Genomic DNA, 12,389 nt, shown 5'->3' on the forward strand with positions numbered 1-12,389 from the left:
AAGTTTAAATTAATTGATTCATTTTTATAACATAACTACTCACTATAATAATTATGTTAATAATAGCCAATATACTGATTATTTTTTGAGCATATTTTACTTTATAGAAGAAGTTAATACCTACAACAAAAGCTAAAAGCAGTAAGGTATATATTGCAGGGTACATTTTAAAAGCAGCAACGAACTCTCCTTGTGAAATTAAGCTCAAAGCACGCTGTATACCACAACCTAAACAGTCAACTCCAAAGAATTTTTTGTTTAAGCAAGGCAACATATAATCTTCTAATTGTACAGGCATAACTTATTATTTGAACATATCCATTCCAGGAATATTAGGCATTCCGCTTTTAGCAGCAACAGCTAATTCCTGTTCGTTAATTTCACCAGCACGTTTTAATGCTTTGTTTAGCGCTAAGATTAAATAGTCTTCCAATTCTTCTTTATCATCTAACAAAGACTCATCTACTGTAATAGCTTTAACTTCACGATTAGCGGTTACGGTAACTTTTACATTTCCTCCAGCAATTGCTTCATCAATTAAAACGGTATCTAATCGTTTTTTTGTTTCTTCTACTTTTTGTTGAGCTTCTTTTAGTTTACCCATCATTCCAGAAATATCTCCGAACATATTGTACAGTTTTTATGATTTATTTTCCAACAAAAATAGTATTTTCACAAGAAATATAAACCAACTTAAAAAATGAAAAAAATAATGCTACCGGCTTTGTTTTTTAGTCTTATTTTTGGTTCTTGCAAAAAACAAGAAATGAATAAAGATATCAAAGCCCCAGTTGCTGAAAAGCAACCAACTAAGTTAGAGAAACACGGAGATATACGTACTGATGATTATTTTTGGATGCGTTTAACTGATGCTCAAAAAAATGCAGAAGTTAAAGACGAACAAACTCAAAAAGTATACGATTACTTAAATGCAGAGAACGCTTATTATGAAGAAATGACAAAAGAAACTAAAGAGTTTCAAGAAGAGTTATTTCAAGAAATGAAAGGGCGCATAAAAGAAGATGATGAGTCAGTACCATACAAAAAAGATGGATACTTTTACATAACTCGTTATGAAAAAGGACAGCAATATCCTATTTATAGCCGTAAAAAAGAAACTTTAGAAGCAGAAGAGGAAATCATGTTCAATGTGAATAATGAAGCAAAAGGATATGATTATTTCCAGCTAGGAGGGTTAAATGTGTCACCAGATAATAAAATGACAGCTTTTGCTACAGACACAGTTAGTCGTCGTCAATATTTTATTAGAATTAAAAACTTAGAAACTGGTAAAATCTATAAAGATATTATTGAAAATACCACTGGAGGTTCTGTATGGGCTAATGATAATAAAACGTTGTTTTATGCTAAAAAAGATCCTGTAACGTTACGTTCTTCAAAGATTTACAAACATACATTGGGTTCTGATGCATCTTTAGATGAATTAGTGTATGAAGAAAAAGACGATACGTTCGGAGCTTTTGTTACCAAATCAAAATCTAAAGATTATATCATAATAGGTTCGTATAGTACTGTTTCAACAGAATATCATGTATTAGATGCTAATAATCCTGATGGAGAATTACAAATAATTCAACCACGTGAGCGTGATTTAGAATATGAAGTAGCACACTACGGAGATCATTTTTATATTAAAACCAATAAGGACGGAGCAACCAATTTTAAGTTGATGAAAACTCCTGTAGATAAGCCTGGGAAAGAAAACTGGGTAGATGTAATTCCACATAGAGAAGATACCTTATTTGAAGATTTTTCAATTTTTAAAGACTATTTAGTTTTAGAAGAAAGAAACGAAGGATTGAATAAAATCCGTATTAAACGATGGGATGGAACTGAAGACTACTACTTACCTTTTGAAGAAGAAACCTATTCAGCAGGAGTATATGGTAACCCTGAATTCGATACAGAGGTAATTCGTTACTCATATAATTCAATGACAACTCCAAGCTCTGTGATTGATTTCAATATGAAAGACAGGTCAAAAGAAGTTAAAAAGGAGCAAGAAGTTTTAGGAGGAAAGTTTGATAAAAATAATTATGTAAGCAAGCGTATATGGGTACCTGCACGAGATGGTAAAAAAGTAGCGTTATCAATTGTACACCATAAAGATACGAAGCTTGATAAAAATACACCAATCTTACAATATGCGTACGGTTCTTACGGATATACAATTAATGATGGGTTTTCAACAACACGTTTAAGTTTATTAGATCGTGGATTTGTATATGCTTTAGCGCATATTAGAGGAAGTCAGTATTTAGGACGTGAGTGGTATGAAGATGGTAAAATGTTGAACAAGAAAAATACATTTACCGATTTTATTGATTGTTCTAAATATTTAATTGATAACGGTTATACATCTCCAGAGCATTTATATGCTATGGGAGGTTCTGCAGGAGGTTTATTAATGGGGGCTATTGTAAATATGAATCCTGAGCTATATAACGGAATCATAGCTGCGGTGCCTTTTGTTGATGTAATTTCTACCATGCTAGATGATAGTATTCCATTAACTACAGGTGAATATGACGAATGGGGGAACCCGAATAATAAAGAATATTACGATTATATTAAGTCGTATTCTCCATACGATCAAGTTGAAGCAAAAGCATATCCAAATATGTTAGTAACTACAGGTTTACATGATAGCCAAGTACAGTACTGGGAGCCAGCAAAATGGGTAGCGAAACTACGTGAATTAAAAACAGATAACAACATGTTATTCTTACATACTAATATGGAAGCAGGTCATGGAGGAGCCTCAGGAAGGTTCGATGCTTTAAAAGAAACAGCAGAAGAATATACGTTCTTTTTAATGTTAGAAGGTAAGTTAAAAAAATAATTATATTTTTGCGCTCGATTGAGTGTAAGTGTCATTGCGAAAGCAACGAACAATCTCAACAGATTTTTCGTGTCCGTTTTTCGTAATGACACTTTTTCTTATTTACAAACTATAATGAAGAGACATCAAGGTATTACCAATTCAATAATAGATTTAGTAGGTCAAACTCCCATGATTCAACTGCATCGAATTACCCAAGATTTACCGGGTACTTACTATGCAAAAGTTGAAGCTTTTAATCCAGGTCACTCTGCTAAAGATAGAATTGCATTGCATATCATAGAAACAGCAGAACAAAAAGGAATCGTAAAAGAAGGAGATATTATTGTTGAAACAACATCTGGTAACACAGGGTTTTCATTGGCAATGATTAGTATTGTAAAAGGATATCGATGTATTTTGGCAGTGAGTGATAAGTCTTCTCAAGACAAAATAGACATGTTAAAGTCTATGGGAGCAGAAGTACATGTTTGTCCTGCAAATGTTACTCCTGACGATCCTCGTTCGTATTACGAAGTAGCTAAAAGATTGCATAGAGAAAATCCAGGGTCTATTTATATCAATCAGTATTTTAATGAACTAAATATTGAAGCACATTATAAGAGTACGGGACCAGAAATTTGGGAACAAACCGACGGAAAAGTAACTCACGTAGTTGCAGCAAGCGGGACAGGAGGAACGATTTCTGGAACAGCACGTTATTTAAAAGAACAAAATCCTGATATTCAAATTTTAGGAGTCGATGCGATGGGCTCAGTGATTAAAAAGTATCATGAAACAGGTGAGTTTGATTCAAATGAAATTAGTCCCTATAAAATAGAAGGTTTAGGTAAAAACTTAATTCCTACTTCTACTGATTTTGATGTGGTAGATGTGTACGAAAAAGTATCAGATAAAGAAGCGGCTTTAAAAGCCAGAGAATTAGTGAAAGCAGAAGGTATTTTTGCGGGATATACTTCAGGAGCAGCCTTACAGGCTACACAACAATATGCAGACAATGGTTTTTTTGATGAAAATAGTGTAGTAGTCGTAATTTTACCAGATCACGGTTCTCGTTATATGAATAAGATTTATTCTAATAACTGGATGAAAGAGCAGGGGTTTTTGTAACCAATTATATTTATTCAAACATATAAATATTTATGGCTTCACAATCATGTTCGCTTCCATAAATCATTAATGGTTTTTCAATTTCAATTCCATCGAATATTTTATTTCCTAGTCCATCAAAAGCTTTATGTAATAAAATATATGTTTTGAAAATATAAGCATCTTTAAGAGCTAGGTATATATCCGATTCAAAAATATAATCGTCAATTCCATATTGTTCAATAGTATTATTAAAGGAGATTAGGTTTTTCCAAACAGTACTATAATCTATTTTTTCAATACTAATAAATATTTCATCTTTTGGATAAAATCCTAAATACTTAGGTTTTTTTAATAATAGATAATCTCCTTTTCCATATCCATAAATTGACGCTGTAGGTAAGAGGTCATATTCTAAAAATATAGCTTGAAGCCTTATTACCTTTTGTTCAGATTGATCCTTTACCTTTATTTCAGCAAAAGCATTTTGTATATTCAACTTGAATTTTTCAATTATTTGATTTTCATTAAATTTAAATTCAATTGCTTTTTGAAAGAATTGTTTTAGTTCAGGATTCTTCTTTAATTTATTTAATTCTATTGATTCTTCATCTTCTAAATAATGGTTAACTCCAATACTTAAGTAATGTTGATTTGTTTCATTTATATAACTCGTTATTATCTTTTCTAAGGTAGCTCCTTTTAACTGGATAAGGGACCTTTTTAAAAGGTTTTCTAAATTATGTAAAATATCTTTTTTCATAGCTTGTAAAACTAACTCTAGAATATAATCTATATAAGTGTAAAGTGAAAAATCGTAAAATTTATAAAAGTGAATTTTCTTTGTTACTCATACAACAAATACTGTTCACGTACTTTTTTAAAGTCTTCCAATCCTTGTTGCCAACTTGCTTTAATTTCTTCTTCAGAAAGCCCTTGTTCAATTTGTTCTTGTAGTTTGGTAGTACCTGCTAGTTTGGTAAAAAAAGTATTGAAAAAGTCTTTTTTAGGAGATTGTTGATACGCTTTTACTAGCCAACTAAGGTTTAAGTTAATTAAGCTTTCAGAAGTGCTTAAATCTTCCCCAAAACACATTTTCTCTTTATGTTTTGGATGTTTTGCACCTTCATTGGGTTGTGGTGTAAAACTAAAATCAGTTTTTTCTAAATGTGGTGAACCATAAATTTGAAATTGTTTATCTGTTCCTCTTCCAGAAGATACATTGGTTCCTTCAAAAAAACATAAACTAGGGTATAAGTTTATTGAAACATCGTTCGGTAAATTAGGCGATGGTTTTATCGGTAAACTATATATTGATTGATGCGTATAGTTTTCTAACGGAATTACAGTTAAATCACACTGAATACCATTTGCTAACCACTTTTCACCATTAATCATTTTACCGTATTCACCAATTGTCATTCCGTAAACTACAGGAACAGGGTGCATGCCTACAAAACTTTTGTGTTCAGGTTCTAAAATAGGTCCGTCAATATAATGTCCGTTTGGGTTTGGTCTATCTAATAAAATTACAGGAATATTTGCCTCGGCACAAGCTTCCATCACATAATGTAACGTAGAGATATAGGTGTAAAAACGTGCGCCTACATCTTGAATGTCAAAAACAACAGCATCAATTCCATTTAATTGTTCAGGCGAAGGTTTCTTGTTTTTTCCGTACAACGAAATAATTGGAATCCCTGTTTTTACATCTTTTCCATCAGCTATGGCTTCACCAGCATCAACTTTTCCTCTAAAACCATGCTCAGGAGCAAATACTTTTTGAACGTTAATTCTATCGTAATTATGTAAATAATCTACTAAGTGATGTTGTACCATTTCAGACCCCATAATGTTGGGGGCAACTTCAGCTCGTTGTAACAATTGCAATACGGAAGTTTGATTTGCAACTATGGCAATATTTTTATTCTTTAAAAGAGGAAGGTAAGCTGTAGTTCTATCAGCACCCGTTTTAATTGTTTTTGGCTGTTCTTGTATTGGCACTTCTTTAGTAGTTGATTTTTTTTGTTGTTGTGCACAAGAAGAAAATTGAAAACTGAATACTAAAAAAAGTAAAAAAACGTAATTAAAAGTAAGCTTCATCTATAAAAAATTAAAACATAAAGGTACAGATTTCTATTTTTTAAGAATAATAAAAGTTAAAGAATTAAAACCTAGGTATTCTTCTCTTTCTTTACATAAGAATTAGTTACTTTTGGTTTGTAAAAAAGAAAACATTTGAACTTCGAACTATTCATAGCAAAACGAATCATTGCTGGAAAACAGTATAAAAGCAGTATTTCATCACCAATTATTACCATTGCAACCATTGCCATTGCTCTTGGTGTAGCTATTATGTTAATTGCAGTGTCGATTACCTCTGGGTTTCAGAATAAGGTGCGCGATAAAATGACAGGCTTTAAAGGGCATATTCAAATTGTAAATTACGATAATAACAATTCAGATGTTTCAACAGTTCCGATTGATATTAACCAAGAGTTTTATCCAGAGTTTAAAAACATTGACGGCATAAAAAAAGTACAACCTTTTGCTAATGTTGGAGGGATAATTAGAACTCCTACTGATTTTGAAGGAATTATTTTTAAAGGAGTTTCGGCTGATTACGATTTTACTTTTTTTAATGAGTGTTTAGTTGAGGGTCGTTTACCAGATTTTACCCAAGATAGAAACCGAGAAATTCTAATTTCTCAATCTATTGCAAACCGATTGCATTTTAAACTAAACGATACCATTCAAACATGGTTTGGAGCAGAAAACAGTAGTTTGAAATTTAAATCAAGAAAGCCAATTATTGTGGGAATATACAATACAGGTTTTGAACAGTTTGATAAGATTATGTTGTTGGGAGACTTAAGAGAGGTTCAAAAAATTAATCGTTGGAAAGATAATGAAATAGGAGGCTTTGAAGTGTTGATTGATGATTATGATATGCTCAAAGAAAAAGGAGATGAAGTGTATACAAGTATTGGAGCAACCTTAAATAGTATTACCATTGTAAATAATTATCCTGCTATTTTTGAGTGGTTAAAACTATTAGATAATAACGTATGGTTTATTATTGGAATCATGGTGTTGGTTGCTGGAATAAACATGGTAACAGCATTGTTGGTTCTTATTCTAGAACGTGTACAAATGGTTGGAATTTTAAAAGCATTGGGAAGTGTAAATTGGAGTATCCGAAAAATATTTTTATACAATGCTTCTTACTTAATTTTAAAAGGATTGTTCTGGGGAAATCTCATCGGACTTAGTATGCTTTTAATTCAAAAATATACGAAGTTAATAAGTCTAGATCCTGAAACTTATTATGTATCAACAATGCCTGTAGATATTAATTTCTTGGCAATTTTATTGTTAAACATAGGTACGCTAATACTTTGCTTTTTAATGTTGATAGTACCTTCATATATCATTACAAAAATTCGCCCTTCAAAATCCATTCGATTTGCTTAGTTTTGCATAACATTAATAAGATATGAAGTACGCAAAAAATATATTAGAAACTATTGGTAACACACCTTTAGTTCAATTAAACTCAGTGACAAAAGAAGTAGATGCTTTAGTATTAGCTAAAGTAGAAACGTTTAATCCAGGAAACTCTGTAAAAGACCGTATGGCACTTAAAATGATAGAAGATGCTGAAGCAGATGGTCGTTTAAAGCCAGGGGGTACCATTATAGAAGGTACTTCAGGAAATACAGGAATGGGATTAGCATTAGCAGCTATTGTAAAAGGGTACAAATGTATTTTTGTAATTTCAGATAAGCAATCAAAAGAAAAAATGGATATTCTGCGTGCAGTAGGGGCAGAGGTAGTTGTTTGTCCTACGAATGTAGAACCAGATGATCCTCGTTCATATTATTCAGTATCTAAGCGTTTAGGGGAGGAAACTCCAAACTCTTGGTATGTAAATCAATATGACAATCCTTCAAACGCACAAGCACATTACGAGCAAACAGGACCAGAAATTTGGGAACAGACCGATGGTAAAATCACACATTTTGTTGTTGGAGTAGGAACAGGAGGAACGGTTTCAGGGACTGCTAAGTTTTTAAAAGAAAAGAATCCAAATATTAAAATTTGGGGAGTAGATACGTACGGATCTGTATTTAAAAAATACCACGAGACAGGTATTTTTGATGAGAATGAAATCTACCCATATATCACTGAAGGAATTGGAGAAGATATTTTACCTAAAAATGTTGATTTTTCTTTAATTGATGGATTTACAAAGGTAACTGATAAAGATGCTGCTATTTACACACGCAGAATAGCTAAGGAAGAAGGAATTTTTGTAGGGAATTCAGCAGGTTCAGCTATTAAAGGATTATTACAGTTAAAAGACGAGTTTAAACCTGATGATGTAGTGGTAGTGTTATTTCACGATCATGGAAGCCGTTATGTAGGAAAAATGTTTAATGACGATTGGATGCGTGACAGAGGTTTCTTAGATGAAGAAATTACTACAGCTGAAGATTTAATTAAAGATCATATAGATAAACCATTAGTAACTGTTCAAACAGAAGAATTAGTATCGCATGCTATCGAAAGAATGCGTGCATTTAAAATATCACAGATTCCTGTAAGAGATGTAAATGGGTTTGTAGGTTCAGTAGATGAATCAGCATTATTATATAGTTATTTAGAAGATAAAAATATAGCAGAAAAGCCTATTAAAGATGTAATGGGAAGAGTATATCCTACAGTTAAAAAATCAGCTTCTATTGATGAGGTATCTAAGTTAATTAACAAAGAAAATCAAGCAGTTTTAGTTGATTTAGAAAATGGAAAACACCACATCATTACAAAATATGATATAATTAGAGCTATTTAAAATTAGCATCTCTAAAGAGAATAAAAACAGGAAGCCCGCTCAAATTGAGCGGGCTTCTTTGTTAATCAACTAATTCAAATAATTTACACAATGAAAACAATGTTACTTGCTTACGGTATTGTTGTTTCCAATATCTGTGCCAAAATTATAAATAAAAAGCGGTACTTTATTTAATTTTTAATTATTTGACATTTTTTTAACGTTAAACCGTTAAAAAGTTAAGGATATTTTAATTTAAGGTTAGCTAGCGTGTTTGTGTGCTTTATACGATGAACGTACTAAGGCACCACTTTCTACATACATAAAGCCCATTTCTAACCCTAATGTTTCGTATTTTTTGAATTGTTCTGGTGTTATAAATTCCTTAACAGGTAAGTGTTTTTTACTAGGTTGTAAGTATTGACCGATAGTAATAACATCTAATCCAACATTACGTAAGTCTTTCATGGTTTGTATTACTTCACCTTCTGTTTCGCCTAAACCAAGCATAATTCCAGATTTAGTACGCATTCCGTTTTCTTTTAGGTATTTTAAAACCCCCAAGCTACGATCATATTTTGCTTGAATACGAACTTCACGAGTTAAGCGACGTACCGTTTCCATATTGTGAGAAACAACTTCAGGAGCTACTTCAATAATACGGTCTATTAATTTTTCGTTTCCTTGAAAATCAGGAATAAGAGTTTCTAAAGTAGTATTCGGATTAGCTCTACGAATAGCCTGTACTGTTTCAGACCAAATAATAGAACCTCCATCTTTTAAATCATCACGGTCAACAGAGGTAATTACCGCATGTTTAATATTCATTAATTTAATAGAACGAGCTACTTTTTCAGGTTCATCCCATTCAACGGTATCTGGGCGTCCAGTTCTAACACCACAAAACCCACATGAACGTGTACAGATGTTACCTAAAATCATAAAGGTAGCAGTACCTTCTCCCCAACATTCACCCATGTTTGGACAGCTTCCACTGGTACAAATAGTGTTTAATTTATATTTATCAACAAGTCCTCTTAGTTCCGTGTATTTTTTTCCTACAGGTAATTTTACACGTAACCATTTTGGTTTTTTCGTTCTTTCTGGTGTTGCTACAGTTTCGTTTGCCATTCCATAAAAATTGAACTGCAAATTTACGAAGAAAAGATTTATAAACTAAGTAAAAACCAAATACTAAATCCGAACAAAAAAACAATACCTATAAGACTCAAAATGCGTAAACCAATATTTGGTCTGTACTTTTTTGGCGTATGCTTACCAGTAATTAAGATATAGTTAAGAATAGCATAAAACGGAGCTGTTAAAAAAGATAAAACTGTGGCTATTCGTACAAGAAATACCATATCACTTAAAAAACAATATAAAATAACAGAGGTTCCAAGCGTTAACAGTAGTAACCAAAACCAGTAGCCTAATTTTATTGTTCTTGTTGTTCTCGGAAAAAGTAAAAAAGAAGATTTTTCCATAGCTCTTGGTGAAGCATCTAATGTTGTAATGGTAGTACTAAACATAGTTGTAAAAGCTGCAATACCAATAAATACAGAAGAAAATTCTCCTAAGTTTTTTGTGTATAAATTGATTAGTTGAGAAGCAAAAATAGTTCCTTTACTAGAGAATGATTCTCCTGATTGATGCATAACTAAAGCACCTAACATAACAAAACAAACTCCTAAAAATAAGGCTCCAATATAGCCAACATTAAAATCAAAAATGGCTTGTTTAGGCTTTATTTTTACAAAAGTAGTTTTGTCTTTTTCTACCGACCATAAAGAATGCCAAATAGAAATATCCAACGGAGCGGGCATCCATCCTAAGAAAGCAATTAAAAAGGTTACTTGAGCTGTTCCGCTAGGTATTATTTGTTGAAAGCTAAAACCCTTGTCAGTTTTAAATAGGGCAATGTTTACGGCTATTATAGTGCTAATGGTTAAAATAGCAATAATATACTTCATTAAGTTATCTAAAAATTTGTATTTCCCTATGCCTAGTAAAACAATGCTGATGAACATAATTAATACAGACCATGCTACTAAATCAAGTGAAATACCAAAAATATTAGAAGCTAAACTGGCTGTAACAATAGTTACTGCAGCTTGAATGGTAAACATAGTTGCAAGATTTAAGATAAAGTAGCTGATTAAAACTCCTTTACCGAGTCTTTTATAACCATCTAAAAGCGTTTCGCCTGTTGCTGTAGCATATCGAGGGCCAAATTGAAAAAAAGGATATTTGATAATGTGTACTAGGAGTAAAGCCCATAGTAAACCAAAGCCAAAATCGGCACCAGCTCTAGTTGATTGTACTAAATGGGAAACACCTATGGCAGCACCAGCAAATAATAGTCCAGGGCCTAATAGGTTTAAGAGAGATTTTTTCATGAAAAAGAGAGCTTAAAAGTTTAAATAGTCACCATCTTTTAACTTTTCAAACAAAGTTTTCAGATGCTTTTTTTCTTCTCTTTTTGGTTGAAATTCTTTTTTATGTAGATATTTTCTTATTGCATTAAACTGTAAAATCATAAAGTTTTGATTTTTATGGTTTTGCAATTTATGATTTCTTTATTATTTCAGCTAATAATTTTTTTGCACGTAATAATTTTACTTTTACATTATTTATCGGTTCCCCAATTTGCTCAGAAATTTCTTTATAACTTAACTCTTGAAAATACCGAAGGTTGATGACATCTTGATATTTTGGTTTTAATTTTTTAATGTCTTTTAGAAGTTTCGCTAAGTTTTGTTCAGTAATAATTTTGTCTTCAGGAGACGGAGCGTCATCAACAACAGCATACACTTCTTTTTCTTGTTCTTCAGTTGTTTGTGTATATATGGTAGATTTTTTCTTTCGAAGAGAATCGATGTATACGTTTTTTGAAATTGTAATTAACCAAGTTTTGAATTGATAGTTTTCATCAAAAGTTTCAATTCTGTCAAAAGCTTTGGAAAAAGTTTGAATAGTAATATCTTCAGCATCATTATCATTTTTGGTTTTTTTCAGCTGAAAAGCATACACGCTCCCCCAGAAAGTATCTAATAAATAATTAAAAGATATTTGATTTCCTTTTTTAGCTTGTTGAATGTGGTGAAATACTTTTTCCTGATTTATGTCCAATGCTTGGGTTTCAAAATTTGATTTGATATAAATATACTAATTTATAGCGATATTCGGTAAATACCAAGTATACCAGCTATAAAAAACTAAGTAACTCTAGTTATGGAAGAGTAATATCTTGAACGATATAACATCTAAACATAGATTTTTTTACTTCCTTTTGCAAAATAGTAGCTGCTGTAAGAGAGAAGGGTAAAGTGATAAATTCTAAAAAAGATTAGTTAATTGGTACTTGTTTAATTATTATGTTGAGGTTCACTACAAGTATCAAACTGGTCTGGAGTTTTACCACAAAATCCACAAGCTTCACCACTCTCATTTAACATCGGGTTTTGGCTAGCACAAGTACCAGCAAACTCTCCGTCTTTTTTTGCCCAAATTTTAATGGCAATTCCAGCAAATGCTAACGCTAATAATCCTATGGTAACAAAAATTAATTTCATGATGTATTGTTTTGTACTGCAAAGATAC

General features: G+C 31.8%; 12 protein-coding genes. 4 read left to right on the top strand and 8 right to left on the bottom strand.

The genetic code is table 11. The annotated features are described in order from the left end of the window. Positions 1-4: 4 nt before the first annotated feature. Positions 5-298, bottom strand: coding sequence for a DUF2752 domain-containing protein (locus AC3VJB_RS03145; RefSeq protein ID WP_231128418.1), 294 nt, complete (start codon positions 296-298; stop codon positions 5-7). A 6-nt stretch (positions 299-304) separates the two neighbouring features. Then, positions 305-628, bottom strand: a complete 324-nt coding sequence (locus AC3VJB_RS03150) for a YbaB/EbfC family nucleoid-associated protein (protein ID WP_047789483.1) — start codon at positions 626-628, stop codon at positions 305-307. A gap of 138 nt (positions 629-766) precedes the next feature. Here AC3VJB_RS03150 and AC3VJB_RS03155 point away from each other — a divergent pair, with 138 nt between their 5' ends. Both AC3VJB_RS03155 and capA read left to right on the top strand, forming a co-directional pair. Beyond that, a complete protein-coding gene (locus AC3VJB_RS03155; protein ID WP_073183445.1) occupies positions 767-2,863 on the top strand; it encodes a S9 family peptidase in 2,097 nt (698 codons plus the stop codon). A 114-nt stretch (positions 2,864-2,977) separates the two neighbouring features. Beyond that, positions 2,978-3,973: a cysteate synthase gene (gene capA / locus AC3VJB_RS03160; protein WP_047789484.1), complete on the top strand. Its 996-nt coding sequence runs from the start codon at positions 2,978-2,980 to the stop codon at positions 3,971-3,973. 10 nt (positions 3,974-3,983) lie between these two features. On the opposite strand, the gene AC3VJB_RS03165 is transcribed toward capA, so the two are convergent. Together AC3VJB_RS03165 and AC3VJB_RS03170 are read right to left on the bottom strand one after the other, a co-directional pair. Next, complete coding sequence (locus tag AC3VJB_RS03165) at positions 3,984-4,715, bottom strand: hypothetical protein (protein WP_253680375.1); 732 nt, start codon at positions 4,713-4,715, stop codon at positions 3,984-3,986. A gap of 83 nt (positions 4,716-4,798) precedes the next feature. Then, the gene (locus tag AC3VJB_RS03170; RefSeq protein WP_497666743.1) at positions 4,799-6,055 is read right to left on the bottom strand and encodes an exo-beta-N-acetylmuramidase NamZ family protein; all 1,257 of its coding nucleotides are present in this window, start codon (positions 6,053-6,055) and stop codon (positions 4,799-4,801) included. A gap of 135 nt (positions 6,056-6,190) precedes the next feature. Between AC3VJB_RS03170 and AC3VJB_RS03175 the strand changes: the two genes are divergently transcribed. Together AC3VJB_RS03175 and AC3VJB_RS03180 are read left to right on the top strand one after the other, a co-directional pair. After that, entirely contained in the window at positions 6,191-7,426 is a 1,236-nt protein-coding gene (locus tag AC3VJB_RS03175) for an ABC transporter permease (RefSeq protein ID WP_073182978.1), read from the top strand. 22 nt (positions 7,427-7,448) lie between these two features. Further along, a complete protein-coding gene (locus tag AC3VJB_RS03180; protein ID WP_497666744.1) occupies positions 7,449-8,807 on the top strand; it encodes a pyridoxal-phosphate dependent enzyme in 1,359 nt (452 codons plus the stop codon). 240 nt (positions 8,808-9,047) lie between these two features. On the opposite strand, the gene lipA is transcribed toward AC3VJB_RS03180, so the two are convergent. From lipA to AC3VJB_RS03200, 4 genes are all read right to left on the bottom strand, one after another. Then, positions 9,048-9,917, bottom strand: coding sequence for a lipoyl synthase (gene lipA / locus AC3VJB_RS03185; RefSeq protein ID WP_497666745.1), 870 nt, complete (start codon positions 9,915-9,917; stop codon positions 9,048-9,050). Between the two features lie 38 nt (positions 9,918-9,955). Beyond that, positions 9,956-11,185: an Nramp family divalent metal transporter gene (locus tag AC3VJB_RS03190; protein WP_349265245.1), complete on the bottom strand. Its 1,230-nt coding sequence runs from the start codon at positions 11,183-11,185 to the stop codon at positions 9,956-9,958. A gap of 169 nt (positions 11,186-11,354) precedes the next feature. Next, entirely contained in the window at positions 11,355-11,918 is a 564-nt protein-coding gene (locus AC3VJB_RS03195; RefSeq protein WP_082118657.1) for an RNA polymerase sigma factor, read from the bottom strand. Positions 11,919-12,154: 236 nt separating this feature from the next. Then, entirely contained in the window at positions 12,155-12,361 is a 207-nt protein-coding gene (locus tag AC3VJB_RS03200; protein WP_047789493.1) for a hypothetical protein, read from the bottom strand. Between the last annotated feature and the right edge of the window lie 28 nt (positions 12,362-12,389).

The sequence above is a fragment of the Tenacibaculum sp. TB-53 genome (genome assembly GCF_059716285.2).